Raw genomic sequence first — 18764 nt, 5'->3', positions numbered from 1 at the left:
CCGGGGCAGACGGATCGAAACCCGGCGGTCACGCTTCGGCGAACTCGAACGGCAGCGCGTCCACGCACGCGTGGTATTTCTGCACCATCTCCTGCTCGGTGTGGGCGGCGACGAACAGCTGCGCGAGCTCGAAGCTGTAGCTGTCCTGCTCCGGCAGGTCGGAGAGCCGCTGCCCCACCTCCGGGACGATTTCGATCTGGGTGCCGTCGATGCGGTCCTGGATCGCGGCGATCTCCTCGCGGGCCGGCACGCGCGTCACGACGCCGTCTTCGAACCGGCGCAGGTACCACTTCCCCGCGATCTGGTACTTCCCCGCGCGGGGCCGCCGGCCGGGATCCTGGCCCAGGCCGAGCCGCACCATGATCTCGTGGTTGGCGACGCCGTCGACGAACTCGAACAGCTCGGCGTGCGACTGCGAATGCCGCGGGTTGATCTCCAGCAGGGCCACCTGGCCGGACTCCGGGTCGCAGAAGAACTCGATGCTGAAGGTGCCGTTGTCGAAGCCGATCTGCTTCATCACCCGCCGGGCCACGTCCCGCATCCGCCGCACGGGCTCCTCCGGCAGCTGGGACGGGTACTGGTGGCGCAGGAACGACGAGCTGCCGGGGTAGTTGATCGAGTCGAGGGCGCCGTAGACGACGACCTCGCCGTGGTGGACGTAGCCCTCGACCGCCGCCTGGACGCCGTGGAGGGCCTCCTCGGCCAGGCAGGCGGCACCGCCGACGCGGGCGATCTCCGGCGGCAGCCGAACCTGGTCGAGCACGAAGCCGAACGGCTCGCCCACCCGCCCGACACCGGCCCGGATCTCGGCGACGGCGTCGGCGAACTCCGCGTCGTCCTCGGCCTTGAAGGCGAGCTCCGAGGAGAACGACTTCACCGGCTTGAGCCACATCGGGTAGCCGACGCCCGCGGGCGGCCCGGGCTTTTCGTCGTCGAGATCGACGATGCCGAAGTTCGGCAGCTCGTCGATCACCTTTCTCTGCTCGAGCCGGCTCCAGTACTTGTGCTCGCACTTCAGCACGGCCTCGAGCGAGACGCTCGGGAGCCCGTACCGGGCGCACAGGATCGGGACGAGCGAGGCGGCCGGGAAGTCCCAGTAGCTGACGATCGCGCCGACGTCGCCGTCGAACGCGTCGAGCTGGTGCTGCGCCGTCTTCAGGAGCGCCTCGAAGTCGATTTCGCCGTGCTGCAGCTCTTCGGGGGTGAGCAGGCCGTGGAACTCGTAGCTCCCGGCCCACGGCAGGCGGTCCAGTACGCGCCGGTTCTCCTCGTCCAGGCCGATCACGAAGATGTCGGTACTCATGCCGCAAGGCCTACCCGGCCGCGTGGCCGGCCGAAACGGTCCGGACGGCCCGTTTGCCCGGGCCGCGAACGGGAATCCCGCCGCCATGACTGCGCTGCCCGAACCGCTTTCGCTCTGGGTCGACACCGCGCCCGCACCCGACCGCACCGGCGTCCCGGTGCCGCCGGAGGCCGACGTCGCGGTCCTCGGCGCGGGCATCGCGGGACTCACCACCGCCTTGCTGCTCGCCCGCGGCGGCCGCTCGGTCGTCGTGCTGGAGGCCGAGCGGGTGGCCGCCGGCGTGTCCGGCCACACGACGGCGAAGGTCAGCGCCCAGCACGGGGCGAAGTACGCCGACCTGACGTCCCGGCACGGCGCCGAAGCCGCGAAGACCTACGCCGGGGCGCAGACGGCCGCCCTCGAATGGATCGCCGCCACGTCGGCCGAGCTCGGGATCGACTGCGGCTTCACGCGCGCCGACAGCTACGTGTACACGACGCGGGAGTCCACCGTGGACTCGCTGAAGCGGGAAGCGGACGCGGCCGCGGCGGCGGGCCTGGACGCGTCGTTCGTCGAGGAGGTCGCGCTGGACGTGCCCGCCCGCGGGGCGGTCCGGACCACCGGGCAGGCGCACTTCCACCCGCGCCGGTGGCTGCTGGGCCTGGCCGCCGAGATCGAGCGCGCGGGCGGGACGGTCGTCGAAAACGCCCGCGCGACCGCGCTGAACGGCCAGACCGTCCGCACCTCCCGCGGCGACGTCGCGGCGGCCGAGGTCGTCGTCGCGACCCACTACCCGGTGCTCGACCGCGGGCTGTACTTCGCCCGGCTCGACCCGGTCCGCGACCTCGTCGTGGCCGGCCCGGCGGCCGGGAACGCCCCGCCCGCGGGCATGTTCCTCGACGCCGACACGCACCACTCCGTGCGCGGGTACACCGAAGCCGGCACGCCGATGGTGCTCGCCGGCGGCGAACACTACCGCGTCGGCGCGCACGTCAACGTGGAGCGCCGGTACCGGCGCCTGCGGGACTGGGCGGACGAGCACGCGGGCCTGCACCGCGTGACCCACCGCTGGTCCGCGCACGACATGTCCACTGTGGACCTGCTGCCGTACGTCGGCCGGTACCTGCCGGGGGCGAAGAACCTGTGGGTGGCGACCGGCTTCGGCCAGTGGGGCATGACCGGCGGGACGGCGGCCGGCCACGTCCTCGCCGCGCGGATCCTCGGCGAGCCGCACCCGGCCGCGGACCTGTTCGACCCCAACCGCTTCGACGCCCGCTCGGTGCTCGGCGTGGCCGAGGACAACCTCACCGTCGCGAAGTACCTGATCGGCGACCACGTGGCCGCGCTCCGGCGGTCCGAGAAGCTCGACGATCTCGAGCCCGGCGACGCCGAGGTCGTCCGCGTCGGCGGCGAACTCGTCGCCGCCCACCGCGACGAAGCCGGGCAGCTGCACACCGTCGGCGCGCACTGCACCCACCTCGGCTGCCTGGTTTCGTTCAACGACGCGGAAAAGACCTGGGACTGCCCCTGCCACGGCTCGCGGTTCGGCGTGGACGGCGAAGTGGTGCAGGGACCGGCGGTCCGGCCGCTGCGGCGCGGGCCGGCATGAGCCGCTTGCGCGTGCTCACCATGAACGTGCTCGCCCCGGACTACGCGTGCTGGGCAGACCGGCGCCGGCTGCTGGCCGGCCGGCTGCGGGCGCTGGAGCCGGACGTCGTGGCCCTGCAGGAGGTGGCACCCGACGGGGTGGCGGACCTGCTCGGCGACGGCTGGCACGTCGTGCCGCACTCCGGCACCGACGGCGGGGTGGGCGCCGCACTGGCGAGCCGGTGGCCGGTCGGCGAGATCCACGAGATCGACCAGCGGCCCGCCGGACGGCCGATCCGGCCGGCCTGGTGCGCCACCGTCGTGGCCGAGGTGCTGGCGCCCCCGCCGTGGGGCCCGCTGTGGATCGTGCACCACAAGCCGAGCTGGCCGTACGGCTACGAGGTCGAGCGCGAAGCGCAGGCACTGCGGGCGGCCCGGTTCGTCGACGAGCTGCTCCCGCGCCCCGAAGAGCACGTCGTGCTGCTCGGCGACCTCGACGCGCCGCCGGACTCGGCGAGCATCCGGTTCCTCACCGGCAAGCAGGCCATCAGCGGTACGAGCGTCTGCTACACCGACGCCTGGGCGAGCGTCTACCCCGAGGAGCCCGGGCACACGTTCACCCCGGCCAACGCGCTGGTCCGCGCCGGGGACATGCCCCTCGAGACCGGACGGCGGATCGACTACGTCCTGGTCCGCGGCGGCCCGTGGGGCCCGCCCCTCGCCGTCGCCGGGTGCCGGCGGGTGCTGGTCGACGCCATCGACGGCGTCCAGGCGAGCGACCACTACGGCGTCTTCGCCGAGCTGACCCTCCCGCCGCACCCGCCGGGCGCCTGGCCGGGCTGAACGGCCGTTCATCTCGTCCGGCGCGCCGAAGCTAACCCGACGCGAGCTTCTTGCCCGCGTCGTAGAGCAGGTGCAGGGCGTCGGCGACGCCCACGGCGGTCAGGACCGTGGCCGCCAGCCGGGTCGGCTTGGGCGCGATGACCAGGCCCGCGGCCAGTCCGGTGCCGATCCACACGTTCAGGCAGAACGGGCAGGACAGCAACTCGCCCAGCGCGTGCTCGACGTGGCCCTCACCGGGGACGGACTCGTTCAGCTCGTCGTCACCGGCCGGTTCTTCGTACCGGGTGAACGGCGCGCGCACCGGGCTGGTCACCGCGTCCTTGGCGAGGAGCCGGCTGGCCTTGAACGTCGCCGTGCCCAGCAGCACCGTGTCGCCGACGCCGAACCGGCTCGGCAGCCGTTTCCCGAGCACGCGGCCGAGCGCGGTCAGCCCGCCGACGAAGGTGCTGTAGGCCCCCATCACGCCGAGGTACCCGGCCAGCGGCCGGTCGGCGTCCCCGGCGTACTCGCGCTGGATCCGCTTCGCCTTCGCCGCGACTTCGTCGACCACGCTCATTCGTCCGCCGATCCGGGCTTCATCATCTTGCCCTGCTGCTTCGCCTTGGCCTCGTCCGGCAGCACCCGCGACGCGGCCGATTGGAGCTTGTTCTTCGCGGCGCCGGGCACGATCTTGTCCTTGCCGGCCATCAGCGCCTCGTACCCGGCCTCGGCGATCTCGGCCGGGGAGTCCTTGTCGCCGGCGGCGATCTTGGTGTCCTCCATGTCGGCGCGCTCGAAGAACTCGGTGTCCACGGGGCCGGGCAGCATCGCCGTCACGGTCACGCCCGTGTCCTTCACCTCGCCTCGCAAGCCCTCGGCGAACGACGTCAGGAACGCCTTCGAAGCGGCGTAGACCGCCTGGTACGGACCCGGCGACGTGCCGGCGATCGAGGAGGTGAACAGCACCCGGCCGTGGCCACGGCCGACCATGCCGGGTACCACCCGCTTGGTCAGGTGGACGGCCGAGCGGACATTGAGGTCGACGACGGTGAGCTGGTCTTCCAGCAGGGTGTCCCCGGCGAACTCGCCGGTGCTGCCGACGCCGGCGTTGACGGCCAGTGCTTCGACCGGGCGGTCCGCGAGGTGCCGGACCAGCTGTTCCACCCCTTCGGCGGCGGCGAGGTCGGTCCGGACGGCCTCGACCTGCGCACCGCAGGCGCGGACCTCGTCGGCTGCCGTGGCCAGCTCGGCGTCCTCGGCGGCCAGCACGACGTCGAAGTCGTGCCTCGCGAACTGCTTCGCCAGCTCGAGCCCGATGCCGCTGGACGCGCCGGTGACGACGGCCAGTGGCTTGGTGGCGGTGGTCATGCGCATCGCTCCCTTCTGGTGGCTTTTCCCCCCCACGTACCCGGCCGGGCGGCCGGCAATCATGGTTTCCCGGTACGCGGGGCGGGTATCTCGCGGCGATGGGACGCACCCGACTCCGGCGCAGCGACCTGCGCGGCCCCGGCATCCGGCGGATCCGCCGCGGCCGGGGCTTCTCCTACGCCATGCCCGACGGCTCGCCGGTCACCGACCCCGAGCTGCTCGAGCGGATCAAGGGCCTCGTCATCCCGCCGGCCTGGCGGAACGTGTGGATCTGCCCGTACCCGAACGGGCACGTCCAGGCCGTGGGGACCGACGACGCGGGGCGGCGCCAGTACCTCTACCACGAGCAGTGGCGCCGGGACCGCGACGAGGAGAAGCACGACCGAGTGCTGGCGATGGCCCGCCGGCTGCCCGCGTGGCGAGCGTCCGTCGAAGCCGATCTGGCCGGGTCCGGGCTGACGCGGAAGCGGGTGCTCGCGGCGGCACTGCGGATGCTCGACCGGGGGATCTTCCGGACGGGCGGCGAGGAGTACGCGGAGGAGAACGGCACCCACGGCGTCGCGACGCTGCTGCGGGAGCACGCCGCGGTGCGCGGGGACGAGTGCCGGTTCTGCTACGTCGCCAAGGGTGGTCTCGACCGCGAGGTGGCGATCCGGGACGCCGCACTGGCTTCGGTGGTGAAGGCGCTGCTGCGCAGCCGGTCGGGCAGCGACCGGCTGCTCGTCTACCGCGAGGGCGGCACCTGGCACGAGGTGCACGCGGCCGACATCAACGAGCGGTTCAAGGAGCTGGCCGGCGAAGACTGCACGGCGAAGGACATGCGCACCTGGAACGCCACGGTCCTGGCCGCGGCGGCGTTCGCCGTGGCCGGCCCGCCGACGTCGGAGACCGCCCGCAAGCGCGCGGAAGCGCAGGTGATGAAGGAGGTTTCCCGGGCTCTCGGCAACACCCCGGCGGTGTGCCGGTCGTCCTATGTGGACCCCCGGCTCGTGGAGGCCTACCGCGACGAGCGGACGATCGAGCGGGCGGTGAAGCGGGCGGGCCGCCTGGACGGCGACGACGCGCGAGCGGTGCTGGAGAAGGCCTGCGCGCGGCTGCTCAGCCGCGCGTGAGTGGACGTCACCCGACCGGGGAGGTCGACCGGAGTGCAAGCGGTCCGCTCGCAGGAGGAGGCACGGTGAGTGAGCGTCGATCCACCCGGACGTGTACTGGTCCGCGGACCCGGATGTCCGGGAACCTGGGAACGGTGAATCCCGACCCTTCTCCCGTGCGCTGGCGCGCGTCGATCGGCCTGGCCGTCGGCGGCGGCGGTCCGGTGTCGAGCATCGTCGAGTCCGAGCACGGCAGCGAGGGCTCGGCCCGCGAGTGGATCGAACGGAAGCTGCCCCGCACGCGGTTCCCGGCGTGGATCCCGGCGGCCCGCCGGGCGGACGGAGTCGAGTTGTTCGGCCGGGTCGCCCGCGGCCGGGTGGTCACCGGCCGGCTGGTGCCGACGTGGGAGTCCGAGGGCACGGCCTTCTGGCACGCCGACCGGGCCGGCGACCACGTGCAGTGGCGCCGCTGCGCGGCGGAAAGCACCGAGAGCTGACCAGCCGCCGGGGCCGTTCACCGCGACGGGCAAGTCCGTCGACCGGCGCACCGGCGTCATGGACGTCAGCTCGCGCCGATGTCCTTGCGCAGCAGGCAGAACTCGTTTCCCTCCGGGTCCTGCAGGACTTCCCACGACTCGCTGCCGTCCTGGCCGATGTCGGCTCGCCGGGCACCCAGCGCGAGCAGCCGCGCCAGCTCCGTCTCCTGGTCCGAACCCGCCGGGTTCACGTCGATGTGCAACGGCAGCTTGGCGGGGCGCGGGTCTTCCGTCCGGGCCAGCACCAGCGTCGGCGGCCCGTCGCCGAGGCGGGCGCCGGGCGGGCCCAGCTCGAGACCGTCCGGCTCGTGGCCGATGACCTCGTAGCCGAGCACCGCGCACCAGAACTCCGCGAGCCGGTCGGGGTCCCGGCAGTCCAGCACCAGCCCGGTGATCCGGCAGGCCATTCCTCAGCTCCGTTCGGTTTCCCTCGTCACTTCCGCGACCTGGTCCGCGTCCATCGCCTTGGTGTCCCGCGGCGGCAGGAACGGTTCTTCCTGGTCTTCCTCGCGCCCCGCTTCGATCGTCCGGCCGCGGGCGATCTCCGCGTCCAGCTCCGCCCCCAGCAGCACCGCGAGGTTCGAGATCCACAACCATACAAGGAACGCGATCACGCCCGCCAGCGAACCGTAGGTCTTGTTGTACGAACCGAAGTTCGCCACGTACAGCGCGAACCCGCCCGACGCCAGCGCCCAGACGACCACGGCCAGCAGCCCGCCCGGCGTCAGCCACTTGAACCCCGGCTGCCGCACGTTCGGCCCCAGCCAGTACAGCAACGCGAACGCCAGGCTGACGAGCAGCGCGATCACCGGCCACTTGGCGATCTCCCACACCAGGATCCCGGTCGAGCCGAGCCCGACCGCGTCGCCGATCCGCCGGGCGATCGTCCCCGTCGCCACCACGCCCAGCGCGCACGCCGCCAGCAGCACGACGACGCCGACGGTCAGGGCGATCCGCAGCGGGATCGTCTTCCAGAGGGGGCGCCCTTCGGGCATGCCGTAGATCGCGTTCGACGCCCGCATGACCGCGCCGACGTAGCCGGACGCCGACCACAGCGCGCCGAGCAGGCCGATGATCGCCAGCGGCCCGGCGAGGCTGCGGGAGCCGGCCAGCTCCTTGACCGCGCCGACGAGGATGTCCTTGCCCTGGCCGGGAACGATCTGGTTGATGTTGTCGATCACGGTCCGGATCGTGTCCGGGCCGAGCAGCCCGAGAATCGCGGTGAGCACGAGGATGCCCGGGAACAGCGACAGCACGCCGTAGTAGGTGAGCGCGGCCGCCCAGTCGGTCAGGTTGTCCCGGGTGAACTGCTTGAAGGTCCGTTTCAGCACCGCGGCCCACGTCCGCTTGGTCAGTTCCCCCGGCCCGTCGGGTTCTTTCACCACCGCCACCTCCTGCTCGGTCCGCGCGGGCATACCCGGTCGGCGACTGGGTATGCCTCCTTCGTCCCGACAAGCAGGAGGAGCCGTGACCGAGGTCAGCCGTGTCATCGACGTACCGCCCGAGGCCGTTTTCGAGGTCTTGGCCGACGGCTGGCTCTACGCCGGCTGGGTGGTCGGCAGCTCGCACATCCGCGACGTCGACCGGGACTGGCCCGCGGTCGGCTCACGGATCCACCACAGCGTGGGCCCGTGGCCGATCCACATCCAGGACGAAACCGTCGTCACGGCGGTGGAGCCGGGCCTGTCGCTGTCCCTGGAGGCCCACGGCTGGCCGCTGGGCGCGGCGGCGGTCGCCCTCACGCTCGTCCCCCACGGCGACGGGAAGACGCTGGTGCGGATGACCGAGCACATCGTCGGCGGCCCCGGCAAGTTCCTGCCGGCCCCCTTGCAAGCGCTGGTGGTGAAGCCGCGGAACGCGGAGTCACTGGCCCGCCTTGCGGACCTGGCGACGGGCCGGCATGCCCGCGCCGGCAGCAGCGATCCCCATCCCTAGGGGCGCCCGGGTCGCTGCCGCGGCCCCGCCGCCGAGCCTGTCACGCCGGCGCACGCGAGCGGTGTTCGGGCCCGGGCCGGAGCCTCGCCGACCGGCCCGAAGTGCGCCGTCAGCCGTAGATCGCGGGGTGGGTCGCCCGGATCACCGCCGCGCAGCTCCGCGGCCCATCCCCGCGCGGGCCGCGTTCGAGCCAGGGCCGGCAAACCGCAGCCGCAAGCCCGATCCGTAACGCGGCCTCAACCGTAGATCGCGCGGTGGGCCGCCCGGATCACCGCGGCATACCCCGCGCCGAGCTTCCCCGCGCGGGCCAAAGCCGCGCGGGCCGCGTTCGATCCTGGGCCGCCGTGGACCGCGCCTCCCGGGTGGGCCGACGCGCCCGCCAGGAACAGCCGGTCCACGGGGGTGTCGGCGCGGCCCGTGCCGGGCACCGGGCGGAAGATCAGCTGCTGGTGGAGCGCGGTCGTGCCCGCGTTGATCGCGCCGCCGACCAGGTTCGGGTCGTGGTCGGCCAGCTCCAGGGGTCCCTGGACGTAGCGGGCCTTGATCAGGCCGGTGAACCCCGGCGCGTTCGCCTCCACCACCTCTTCGAGGCGCTTGGCCCGTCGTTCGAGGGCCGCGCGGCTCTCCAGCGTGCCGCGCGGTACGTGCGTGTACGCCCACGCTGCCTCCGTGCCCGCCGGTGAACGGTCCGGGTCCGCCGTCGTCATCTGGCCGAGCAGCAGGAACGGCTTCCGCGGCATCCGGCCGCGGGACAGCTCGCCGCCGAACGCCGACAAGCCGTCCAGGTCCGCGCCGAGGTGGATCGTGCCGGCGCCGCGCGCCCCTTCGGCCGTCCACGGGATCGGGGCGGACAGCGCCCAGTCCACCTTGAGCGTCCCGCTGTCCCACTCGAACCGGCCGAGGTCCTCGGCCAGCCGCGCCGGCAGGAACTCGGTCCCGACCAGGTCGCGGTACAGGATCGGCGCGGGCACGTCGGCGAGCACGGCCTGGCGGGCCCGGATCGGGTCGCCGGCACCGTCGCGGACGCCGAGCGCCCGGCCGCCGGCGACGAGCACCTCGCGCACCGGCCGTCCACACTGGACTTCACCGCCACGGGACTCCAGGCGCCGCACCAGGGCCGCGGTCAGTTCGCCCGCGCCGCCGGCGGGAACCGGGAACCCTTCGTCCTGCCCGATCATCGCGAGCAGCCAGCCGAACACCGCGCTTCCGGCGTTGTCCACGGAGAGGTCGCTGTGCGCGGCGTTCCCGGCCACCAGCAGTTTCGCGCCTTCGCCGGTGAACACCTCGTCGCCGAACCGGCGCGCCGGCAGGGTCAGCATGCGCGCCAGGCGCAGCGCGTCCGGGGTTCCGGTGCGGCGCAGCAGCTTCAGCGCGCCGCGGACCGGCGGGAACGGCGCGAACAACGCGTCGACGAGCGGCTCGCGGATCTCCGTCCACTGCCGGAACAACCGCCGCCACGCGTCGCCGTCGCCCGGGGCGAACTCCTCGACCGACGCCGCGGTGCGGTCGAGGTCACGCGACAGCACCACGCACCGGTCGTCGGGGAGCACGTGCGCGAGGACGTCGGGCGCGTGCCGCCAGCGCAGGCCGTGCTCCTCCAGCCGCAGCCCGCGCATCACCGGCGAGACCGCGCTCATCGGGTAGAAGGAGCTGAACAGGTCGTTGCGGAAGCCCGGTTCGGTGACCTCGGCGGTCCGCACCGCGCCGCCCGGGTGCTCGGTCGCCTCCAGCACGAGCACCGACCAGCCCGCGTCGGCCAGCAGGTTCGCCGCCACGAGTCCGTTGTGACCGGCCCCGATCACCACCGCGTCGACGGCTTCGGTACTCACTGAGGGCCTCCCGTTCGGGTTTCAGTCTTGCGACTGGTGGCTCGGCCCGAACCGGGCGAGCGAGCGAAGCCGGGCCACGACCCCGTCGCGGCGCGGCGGGGCCAGGGGCGTGCTCGCCGCCCCCGCACCCGACCGGAGCCCGGCGACCAGCTCGGCGAGGGCGGACGCGGCGTCGTACCGAGGTTGCCAGCCCAGCGCGGTCTCCGCCAGTGTCGTGTCCGCGAGCGCCGCGCGATCGGCGAGCTCCAGCCAGCCCGGGTGGACCGGCAGCGCGCCGGTCCACCAGGCTGCCCGGACCGCGACCTGCGCCAACGGCTTCGGCACGGGCACGCGGACGCCACCGAGGACTTCGGCGAGCGCGTCCGCGTCGAGCACCTCCGGTGCGGCCAGGTTGACCGGGCCGGTGAAGCGGGTGCCGAGGATCAGCCGGATCGCCTCGGCGACGTCGGCGGTGTGCACGACCTGGGCCCGCAGCTCCGTCCACAGCGGAACCGGCAGGTGCCGGCCGCCGACGAGCCGGGCGGGCACCGCCGGGCCGAGCAGCCAGCGCGCGAACTCCCCCGCCGCCCGCCGGTGCAGGATCGCACACGGCCGGATGCGCGCCAGCGCGACTTCGGGGTGGCGCTCCTCGAACCGGTCCAGCAAGGTTTCCAGCGCGGCCTTGCCGCGGCTGTAGGCGCTGTGCGGGATGCCGGTGCAGGGCCGCGACTCGGGCACCTTCTCCCAGCGCGGCGCCGGCCCGTAGGCGGCCACGGACGACGCGACGACCACGTGCGGCACCCCGGCCGCCGCGGCGGCACCCAGCACGTGCCGGGTGCCGTGGTCGTTGGTCCGCCACATCGGCGGGTCACCGCGGACCGGCGAGATGGCCCACGCGAGGTGCACGACGGCGTCGGCGCCCTCGAACAGCTGCGTCAGCTCGTGCCCGGCACCCGGGGCGCCGACGTCGACGGCGCGCCAGCCGGCCCGGCGGAACGGCTCGGCCGTGGTGTCGGGCAGCCGGCGCGCCAGGCCGACGACGTCGTGCCCGGGGTCGAGGGCGGCCAGCAGCGCGGTCCCGACGTTGCCGGTGGCCCCGGTGATCACGATCCGCACCCCGGGTGCGTACCCCGTCACGCCACGGTGAAACTCAGACCAGATCGCGCGGGATCCGGCGGTGCCAGTTGCGCGAGACGACCCGGCGGGCGCCCTCGTAGCCGTCGAGCTGCGCGTCGATGACGAACTCGGTGTCCGTGCACGACACCCGGGTGCGGGTTTCGCTGCGCGCCAGCCACTCGCCCCGGGTGAAGGTGACCGCCCACTCGGTTTCCGCGACCGGCGAGCAGAAGTCGTCGGCCGTCCAGCGGTAGCGTTCACGGACGTCGCGGGTGACCTCCAGGTCCAGGTCGTCGAACCGGACGGTGCCCTCGTTCTTCACCACGTCCAGCGCGGAGTGGTAGCCGACGAGGTCCCGCGACACGGTCCAGCGCTGCTCGCCCGGCGTCAGCGCGGTCACCGGGATCGGCGGCGCGCCTTCGGGTTCACCGAACGGCCGGGCCGGCAGCTCGTCCGGTTCGGCGACCGGGCGGACCGGCAGCTCGAGCCCGCTGTGTCCGGTGTGGACGGACAACAGGACCGGCTTCGGCGGCGGCCAGGCCAGCGGCCAGTACGAAGTGGACAGTGACAGCCGGATCCGGTGCCCGGCCGGGAAGGCCTGCGCGACGGCGTTCAGCTCGATCTCGACGGCGCAGCGCTCGCCGGGCTCCATCGGCGCCGGCTGGTCGTGGCCGTCGCGGTGGGTCAGGTTGAGCAGCCCGTAGGTGACGCGCGTGGCGCGCCCGTCCGGGGCGACGTCGGAGAGGCGCGCGGCGATCATCGCGACCGGCTGGTCGGCCGAGACCTCCAGCCGCACCTTCGGCGAGCCGAGGATTTCGCACCGCTCGGTGAGCACGCCGGTGTCGAACACCAGCGACCCACCGTCCTCTTCGCGCTGGTCGTAGGGCAGGTCCGGCGGCGCGCTGTAGGACGCCCACTTGCCGGAGAACTGCCCGACCGACAGCGGCGAGGACACCGTCAGCGCCTCGTCTTCGACGGTCTCGCCGGGCCGGGCGAGGCGGTGCCGGGCCAGCGGCAGCTCCTGCGGCTTCACGTGCGGGGACGGCCAGGTGGCCTCCCCGACCCAGCGGCCGGGCCGGTCCTCGTACGACGTCGACGGCGGGACGCTCTCCTGCATCCAGGTCCGCAGCATCGGCCCGTCCATGGCCTCGTTCTCGACGCCGCGGAGCCAGTGGTCCCACCACGTCACGACTTCCTGCAGGTAGCCGATCGCCGGACCGGGCCGGCCCAGGTGCGGATACTTGTGCGACCACGGCCCGATCAGCCCGCGCCGGGGCACGTCCAGGTGCGCGAGCAGCCGGATGACGGCGTTCGAGTAGCCGTCGGCCCAGCCGCTGGACGCGAGCACCGGGACCTGCACGTCGCTGTAGTTCTCCGACACCGAAGCGTGCCGCCAGTAGTCGTCGCGCCGCTGGTGACCCAGCCAGTTCTCGATCCACAGGCTGCAGTTCTCCAGCCGCTCCAGCCACATCTCGCGCCACCGCTCGCCGACGACCGCGGGGTCGGGCGGCAGGGTCGCGTAGGAGAACATCGTGCCCGACTCGGCGACGTTGTCCGACAGCAGGCAGCCGCCCATGTAGTGCATGTCGTCGGCGAACCGGTCGTCGGTGAACGACGAGATCACGATCGCCCGCAGGCTCGGCGGTTTCCGCGCCGCGACCTGCAGCGCGGCGAACGCGCCCCAGGAGATGCCCATCATCCCCGTGTCGCCGGTGCACCACGGCTGCGCGGCGATCCACTCCAGGACGTCCTCGGCGTCGAGTTGCTCGCGCTCCAGGTATTCGTCGGCCAGGACGCCCTCGGACTCGCCGGTGCCGCGGATGTCCACGCGCACGCAGGCGTACCCGTGCCCGGCGAGGTAGGGGTGGTGGATCGAGTCGCGGACCGAGGTGAGATCCCGCTTGCGGTACGGGATGTACTCGAGGATCGCCGGCACCGGCTCGGTGTCCGAGGAGACCGGCCGCCAGATGCGGGCGGAGAGCACGGTCCCGTCGGACACCGGGATGCGGACGTGGTCGGTGACGGTGATTTCGTACGGCAGCGAGGTGACGGCTCGCAAGAGTCAGTTCCCTCCCGGGGTTACGCGTGGGGCTGCAACAGGATCTTCTGCGCGCCGTCGAGCTTCTTCTGGAAGATCTCGTACGCGCGCGGCGCGTCGGCCAGGGGCAGCTTGTGCGTGGCGAAGCCTTCGACGCCGAGCGGGTCGCCGTCGCCGGTGAGCACCGGCATGATGTCGTCGAGCCAGTGCCGGACGTTGGCCTGGCCCATCCGCAGCTGAATCTGCTTGTCGAACAGCTCCATCATCGGCATCGGGTCGACCATGCCGCCGTACACGCCGGAGAGCGAGATCGTGCCGCCGCGGCGGACGCTGTCGATCGCCGCGTACAGCACGCTCAGGCGGTCGATGCCGGCCTTCTCGGTGATCTTCTCGCCGAGCGGCTGCGGCAGCAGCCCGACGAGCGTGTGCGCGAGCTTGCCGACCGGGGCGCCGTGGGCCTCCATGCCGACGGCGTCGATCACCGAGTCGGCGCCGCGGCCGTTCGTCAGCTGGCGGATGGCGTCACCGATGTCCTTGTGGTCGCGGGTGTCGAGGGTGGTGGCGCCGTGCTCGCGGGCCCGGGCGAGCCGCTCGGGCACGAGGTCGACGCCGATCACCTGGGCGGCGCCGCGGTGCCGCGCGATCCGGCAGCTCATCTGCCCGATCGGCCCGAGCCCGAAGACGACGACCGTGCCGTCCTCCGGGACGTTCGCGTACTCGACGGCCTGCCACGCGGTGGGCACGACGTCGGAGAGGTAGACGAACCGCTCGTCGGGCGGGCCGTCCGGGACCTTGATCGGGCCGTACTGCGCCTGCGGGACGCGCAGGTACTCGGCCTGGCCGCCGGGGACCTGGCCGTAGAGCTTGGTGTAGCCGAGCAGCGAAGCGCCCTTGCCGTGCTCCTTGACCTGCGTCGTCTCGCACTGCGACTGCAGGCCGCGTTCGCACATCCAGCAGTGCCCGCACGAGATGTTGAAGGGGATCACGACGCGGTCGCCGGGCTTGATCCCGGTGACGGCGTCCCCGACTTCTTCGACGACGCCCATCGGCTCGTGGCCGAGGATGTCGCCCTCGGTCATGAACGCACCGAGCACTTCGTACAGGTGCAGGTCGGAGCCGCAGATCCCGGTCGAGGTGACGCGGACGACCGCGTCGGTGGACTCCTCGATCTTCGGGTCCGGCACCTCGTCGACGCGGACGTCGCGTTTGCCGTGCCAGGTCACTGCCTTCATGGCTCTCCCTTTCCGCGTGCGGATGTCCCCGCCCGGCTTCCCACGACCGGTGACGGGCAAACGCGGCTCAGGTCAGCGCGTCGGCCACCAGGTACACCGCCGCCGCGACCGCCGCCGCGGCCGGGAACGTCAGGACCCAGCCCAGGACGATGTCCCGCGCGATCCCCCACCGGACCGCCGACAGCCGCCGGGTCGCGCCGACGCCCATGATCGCCGCCGTGATCACGTGCGTCGTCGAAATCGGGGCCTTCACGGCGAAGGCCGTCACGTACAACACCGACGAAGCCACCGATTCCGCGACGAAGCCGTGCGGCGGGTCGAGCGGGAAGACCCGCCGGCCGAGCGTCCGCATGATCCGGAGCCCACCCGACCAGGTGCCCAAGGACAAGGCCGCGGCGCACAGCAGGGTCACCCACAACGGCACTGCGAACGTCTTCTGCTCCCCCGCCGCCACGAGCGCCAGGACGATCACGCCCATCCCCTTCTGCGCGTCCTGCAGGCCGTGGCCGAGCGCGAGCGCCGACGCCGAGAGGATCTGGCACCGCCGGAACACCCGGCCGCCGCGGTGCGGGTTGGCGCGGCGCAGCAGCCACAGCGCGCCGACCATCGCGGCGTAGCCCAATGCGAGCCCGAGCAGCGGCGAAGCCACCATCGGGATCAGCACCTTCTCGGCGATCCCGGCCCAGTGCACGGTGCTCGCGGCGGCCAGTGCGGCACCCACCATCCCGCCGATCAGCGAGTGCGAGGACGACGACGGGAGCCCGAAGTACCAGGTGATCAGGTTCCAGGTGATCGCGCCGGCCAGCGCGGCGAACACGACCGTGAGCGCGTCCGGGCCGGCCGGGACGTCGATGATGCCCTTCGCCACCGTCGCGGCGATCCCCGTGGACAGCAGCGCGCCCGCCAGGTTCATCACCGCCGCCAGCACCAGCGCCGCGCGCAGGGTCAGCGCCCGCGTCGACACCGCGCTGGCGATCGCGTTCGCCGCGTCGTGGAAGCCGTTGGTGTAGTCGAAGAACAGCGTGAGGACGATCACCACGACCAGAGCGGCCGGGCCCGTCACTCAGGACTCCTTGACCGCGATGGTCTGCACCACGTCGGCGACGTGCTCGAACGCGTCGGCGGCCAGCTCGAACTGCTCGACGACCTCCTTGGTCTTGAGCACCTCGAGGGCGTCGCCGCCCGGCTCGAACAGGTGGGCCAGGATCCGGCGGTAGATCCGGTCGGCCTCGTTCTCCAGCTCGTTGATCTCGATCCAGAACGGCTCGAGCTCCCCGACCTTGGCCAGGCCCGGCATCGACGACGCGGTCAGCTCGGACGCGCGGCACAGCACCCGGACCAGCAGGTCGGTGCCCGGCGGGAACGTCTCGACGCGGTACAGCACGGCCAGGTCCGCCGCGGTGTCCATGAAGTCCAGCACGTCGTCGATCTTCGCGGCCAGCGCCTGGATGTCCTCGCGGTCGAACGGCGTCACGAACGAGCTGTTCAGCTCCACCATGATCGTGTGCATCAGCTCGTCGCCCTGGTGCTCCACCTCGTGCAGGCGCTTCGCCAGGGGTTCCCGCTCGGCGGGAGCGGCGGCCACGAAGTCCCGGAGCAGCGCCGTCGCGCTCACCAGGTTTCCGGCCGCGTCGGTGAGCAGGTCGAAGAACCGGGTGCCCCGAGGGGTGAACCGCATGAATGGCCGTCCCTTCGCCGACGCAAGAAGTGTCGGCCGGGTACCCCGCGGAGGGGCGGGTTTAACAGGCGATCTCGGGGAAACCAGAAAGCCATGACCGATCCCGGCTCCCGGCGCCTGAGAGTACTGCTCTGGCACGTGCACGGCTCGTGGACCGACGCCTTCGTCCGCGGCCGTCACCGCTACCTCCTGCCCGTCTCCTCCGACGGCCCGCCGTGGGGGCTCGGCAAGGCCGGCCGGGACTGGCCGTCGGTGACCGAGGTGCCGCTGGGCCGGCTCGCCGAGGCCGAGCCCGACGTCGTCGTCCTGCAGCGTCCCGAGGAGCTGGACCTGGTAGCCCGCTTGGGCGTGCCGGCCGTCTACGTGGAACACAACGCGCCCCGGCCGTACGCCGCCTCGAGCGAGCACCCGCTGGCCGGGCGGTCCGACATCACGGTCGCGCACGTGACCCACTTCAACGAGGCGATGTGGGACTGCGGCCGGGCGCCCACGACCGTCGTGCCCCACGGGATCCCCGACCCGGGCGCGCGCTACACCGGTGAGCTGGCCGCCGGCGTGTCGATGATCAACGAGCCGGTGCGCCGCCGCCGCGTCACCGGCGCCGACCTGCTGGACACGCTCGCCGAGGCCGCGCCCGTCGACCTGTTCGGCATGGGCACCGAGCAGCTGCGCGGGCCGGTGCGCGGCCGGGGAGACGTCCCGGCACCCGCCCTGCACGACGAGATCGCGCGCCGCCGCGTCTACCTGCACACCGCCCGCTGGACGTCGCTGGGACTGTCCCTTCTGGAGGCGATGCACCTGGGGCTGCCGGTGGTCGTCTTCGCTGCCACCGAGGCCATCGCGGCGGTCCCGCCCGACGCGGGGGTGCTCTCCACCGACGTTTCCGTGCTGGCCCGCGGTTTCCGCGAGCTCGTGCACGAACCCGACTTCGCCGCGCTCGCCGGCAAGAACGCCCGCGAACACGCCCTGAAAAAGCACGGGCTGGACGCCTTCCTGACCGCTTGGGACCACCTCCTCGCCGAGACGGCCCGCTGACCTCGAAGGGACCACCTCACCGATGAAGATCGCGATGGTGTCCGAGCACGCCAACCCCCTTGCCGCGCTGGGCGAAGCCGACGCCGGCGGGCAGAACGTCCACGTCGCCGAGCTGTCGGCGGCCATGACCCGCGCCGGCCACGACGTCACCGTCTACACGCGCCGGGAAAGCCGCGACGAGCCGGCCGAAGTCGAGACCCCGCAGGGGTACCGGGTCGTGCACGTGCCGGCTGGGCCGCCGCGGAAGGAGCCGAAGGACCACCTCCTGCCCTACATGGGCGAGTTCGGCAGCTTCCTGCGCGACCGGTGGGCCGGGGACCGGCCGGACGTGGCGCACGCGCACTTCTGGATGTCCGGCCTCGCGACGGCGCTCGCGGCGAGCGCGACCGGGACGCCGGTGGCGCAGACGTTCCACGCGCTCGGCGTGGTCAAGAAGCGCTACCAGGGCGACCGCGACACCAGCCCCGCCGACCGGATCCGGCTGGAGCGGATCATCGGGCGGCAGGCCGGGCGCGTGATCGCCACCTGCTCCGACGAGGTCTTCGAGCTGTCCCGCCTCGGCGTGCCGCGGTCGCGGATCTCGATCGTGCCCTGCGGCGTCGATCTCGGGCGGTTCACCCCCGACGGGCCGGTGGCCCGCCGCCGGCTGCGCCACCGCCTCGTCACCGTGGGCCGGCTGGTGCCGCGCAAGGGGTTCGACATCGCGATCACCGCGCTCGCCCAGCTCCCGGAGACCGAGCTGGTGATCGCGGGCGGTCCCGAGCAGGGCCGGTTGTCGCAGGATCCCGAGGCGAAGCGGCTGCGGGAGCTCGCCGACCGGCTGGGCGTCGGCGACCGCGTCCGGTGGCCGGGCCAGGTGTCGCGCGAGGACATGCCCGCGCTCCTGCGCTCGGCCGACGCGGTGGTCTGCACGCCGTGGTACGAGCCGTTCGGGATCGTGCCGCTCGAAGCGATGGCCTGCGGCGTCCCCGTCGTGGCGGCCGCGGTGGGCGGCCTGACCGACACCGTCGTCGACGGCGTCACCGGCCTGCTGGTCCGGCCGCAGCAGCCGAAGGAACTGGCGTCCCGGGTCCGGCGGCTGCTCGACGACCCGTCGCTCTGCCACGCCTACGGCACCGCGGGCCACGACCGCGCGGTGGCCCGCTACTCGTGGGACCGCGTCGCCGCCGACACGCTGCGGTCGTACCACAAGCTGGTGCCCCAAACCGCCGCCACCGCCGAGGCCCGCTGATCCGC

18 protein-coding genes are annotated in these 18764 nt (G+C 73.0%); 7 read left to right on the top strand and 11 right to left on the bottom strand.

Going from position 1 to position 18764, the window contains the following annotated elements:
* Positions 1-28: 28 nt before the first annotated feature.
* Entirely contained in the window at positions 29-1303 is a 1275-nt protein-coding gene (locus tag OG738_RS32260; protein ID WP_329046628.1) for an ATP-grasp domain-containing protein, read from the bottom strand.
* Positions 1304-1388: 85 nt separating this feature from the next.
* Here OG738_RS32260 and OG738_RS32255 point away from each other — a divergent pair, with 85 nt between their 5' ends.
* Together OG738_RS32255 and OG738_RS32250 are read left to right on the top strand one after the other, a co-directional pair.
* Positions 1389-2891, top strand: a complete 1503-nt coding sequence (locus OG738_RS32255; protein WP_329046626.1) for an FAD-dependent oxidoreductase — start codon at positions 1389-1391, stop codon at positions 2889-2891.
* Positions 2888-3712 (top strand): endonuclease/exonuclease/phosphatase family protein, encoded by an 825-nt coding sequence (locus OG738_RS32250; protein WP_329046623.1) that lies wholly within the window; start codon positions 2888-2890, stop codon positions 3710-3712. Before OG738_RS32255 ends, OG738_RS32250 begins: the two co-directional genes overlap by 4 nt.
* A 31-nt stretch (positions 3713-3743) precedes the next feature.
* Here OG738_RS32250 and OG738_RS32245 read toward each other — a convergent pair whose 3' ends face one another.
* Positions 3744-4268 carry a DUF1360 domain-containing protein gene (locus OG738_RS32245; protein ID WP_329046620.1) on the bottom strand — a complete coding sequence of 175 codons (525 nt, stop codon included), beginning with the start codon at positions 4266-4268 and terminating at the stop codon, positions 3744-3746.
* Complete coding sequence (locus OG738_RS32240; protein WP_329046618.1) at positions 4265-5059, bottom strand: SDR family NAD(P)-dependent oxidoreductase; 795 nt, start codon at positions 5057-5059, stop codon at positions 4265-4267. Before OG738_RS32240 ends, OG738_RS32245 begins: the two co-directional genes overlap by 4 nt.
* A 98-nt stretch (positions 5060-5157) precedes the next feature.
* Here OG738_RS32240 and OG738_RS32235 point away from each other — a divergent pair, with 98 nt between their 5' ends.
* Both OG738_RS32235 and OG738_RS32230 read left to right on the top strand, forming a co-directional pair.
* Complete coding sequence (locus OG738_RS32235) at positions 5158-6171, top strand: DNA topoisomerase IB (RefSeq protein WP_329046616.1); 1014 nt, start codon at positions 5158-5160, stop codon at positions 6169-6171.
* A 155-nt stretch (positions 6172-6326) separates the two neighbouring features.
* Positions 6327-6647: a hypothetical protein gene (locus tag OG738_RS32230; RefSeq protein WP_329046614.1), complete on the top strand. Its 321-nt coding sequence runs from the start codon at positions 6327-6329 to the stop codon at positions 6645-6647.
* Between the two features lie 65 nt (positions 6648-6712).
* Here the strand turns inward: OG738_RS32230 and OG738_RS32225 are convergent, their stop codons facing one another.
* Together OG738_RS32225 and OG738_RS32220 are read right to left on the bottom strand one after the other, a co-directional pair.
* On the bottom strand, positions 6713-7093 hold the full coding sequence (locus OG738_RS32225) for a VOC family protein (RefSeq protein ID WP_329046613.1): 381 nt from the start codon (positions 7091-7093) through the stop codon (positions 6713-6715).
* A 3-nt stretch (positions 7094-7096) separates the two neighbouring features.
* Entirely contained in the window at positions 7097-8101 is a 1005-nt protein-coding gene (locus OG738_RS32220; protein WP_329046612.1) for a YihY/virulence factor BrkB family protein, read from the bottom strand.
* A 52-nt stretch (positions 8102-8153) separates the two neighbouring features.
* Here OG738_RS32220 and OG738_RS32215 point away from each other — a divergent pair, with 52 nt between their 5' ends.
* Entirely contained in the window at positions 8154-8621 is a 468-nt protein-coding gene (locus OG738_RS32215; protein ID WP_329046611.1) for an SRPBCC family protein, read from the top strand.
* A gap of 236 nt (positions 8622-8857) precedes the next feature.
* Here the strand turns inward: OG738_RS32215 and OG738_RS32210 are convergent, their stop codons facing one another.
* From OG738_RS32210 to OG738_RS32185, 6 genes are all read right to left on the bottom strand, one after another.
* A complete protein-coding gene (locus OG738_RS32210; RefSeq protein ID WP_329046610.1) occupies positions 8858-10450 on the bottom strand; it encodes a phytoene desaturase family protein in 1593 nt (530 codons plus the stop codon).
* A 21-nt stretch (positions 10451-10471) separates the two neighbouring features.
* On the bottom strand, positions 10472-11545 hold the full coding sequence (locus OG738_RS32205; RefSeq protein WP_329046608.1) for an NAD-dependent epimerase/dehydratase family protein: 1074 nt from the start codon (positions 11543-11545) through the stop codon (positions 10472-10474).
* A 34-nt stretch (positions 11546-11579) separates the two neighbouring features.
* The gene (locus tag OG738_RS32200) at positions 11580-13604 is read right to left on the bottom strand and encodes a CocE/NonD family hydrolase (RefSeq protein ID WP_329046606.1); all 2025 of its coding nucleotides are present in this window, start codon (positions 13602-13604) and stop codon (positions 11580-11582) included.
* Positions 13605-13624: 20 nt separating this feature from the next.
* Positions 13625-14815, bottom strand: a complete 1191-nt coding sequence (locus OG738_RS32195) for a zinc-dependent alcohol dehydrogenase (protein WP_329046604.1) — start codon at positions 14813-14815, stop codon at positions 13625-13627.
* A gap of 67 nt (positions 14816-14882) precedes the next feature.
* Positions 14883-15878, bottom strand: a complete 996-nt coding sequence (locus OG738_RS32190) for an inorganic phosphate transporter (RefSeq protein WP_329046601.1) — start codon at positions 15876-15878, stop codon at positions 14883-14885.
* Positions 15879-16493 (bottom strand): DUF47 domain-containing protein, encoded by a 615-nt coding sequence (locus OG738_RS32185; RefSeq protein ID WP_329046599.1) that lies wholly within the window; start codon positions 16491-16493, stop codon positions 15879-15881.
* A gap of 93 nt (positions 16494-16586) precedes the next feature.
* Between OG738_RS32185 and OG738_RS32180 the strand changes: the two genes are divergently transcribed.
* Together OG738_RS32180 and OG738_RS32175 are read left to right on the top strand one after the other, a co-directional pair.
* Entirely contained in the window at positions 16587-17528 is a 942-nt protein-coding gene (locus tag OG738_RS32180; RefSeq protein ID WP_329046597.1) for a glycosyltransferase, read from the top strand.
* A gap of 22 nt (positions 17529-17550) precedes the next feature.
* The gene (locus OG738_RS32175) at positions 17551-18759 is read left to right on the top strand and encodes a glycosyltransferase (protein ID WP_329046594.1); all 1209 of its coding nucleotides are present in this window, start codon (positions 17551-17553) and stop codon (positions 18757-18759) included.
* Positions 18760-18764 lie beyond the last annotated feature (5 nt).

Origin of the sequence: Amycolatopsis sp. NBC_01488 (genome assembly GCF_036227105.1) — a bacterium.
Lineage (GTDB): Bacteria > Actinomycetota > Actinomycetes > Mycobacteriales > Pseudonocardiaceae > Amycolatopsis.
The sequence above is the reverse complement of the archived record's forward strand: the minus strand, read 5'-3'. Positions and strand labels throughout refer to the sequence as shown.